Here is a 423-nt window from a genome sequence, read left to right as displayed (position 1 = left end):
TAAAGGCTTCTAGAGTTGACAAACCTTCTTCTGCAAATTGACCAATCAAGTGTACAGCAATTTCTGTATCTGTCTGCCCTTTCAAGTCATGACCTGCAAGATACTCTTCCTTGATTTCTGCGTAGTTTTCAATCACACCGTTGTGAACTAGGATATGTCCAGCAGTTTGAGAAGTGTGAGGGTGAGCATTGTTCTCAGTTGGCTTACCATGAGTCGCCCAACGAGTATGACCGATCCCTGTTGTCCCTTCAGTCTTATCGCCAACTTTTGCAGACAATTCTGCAATGCGACCAACAGCTTTCACAAGATGAGCTTGCTCACCACCCGTCACAAAAATACCTGCTGAATCATAACCACGGTATTCTAATTTTTCAAGTCCTTGAATCAAAATATCAGTTGCGTTTGTATTTCCTACAACACCAA

1 protein-coding gene is annotated in these 423 nt (G+C 42.6%); it reads right to left on the bottom strand.

The features are described from left to right. Window positions 1-423 (bottom strand): class II glutamine amidotransferase (locus tag C1G53_RS09155; RefSeq protein WP_192873120.1); only part of this gene is annotated, 423 nt, incomplete at both ends.

This window comes from Streptococcus suis (assembly GCF_002960445.1).
Classification (GTDB): domain Bacteria; phylum Bacillota; class Bacilli; order Lactobacillales; family Streptococcaceae; genus Streptococcus; species Streptococcus hyiners.
This window is presented reverse-complemented; position numbering and strand designations above follow the sequence as displayed.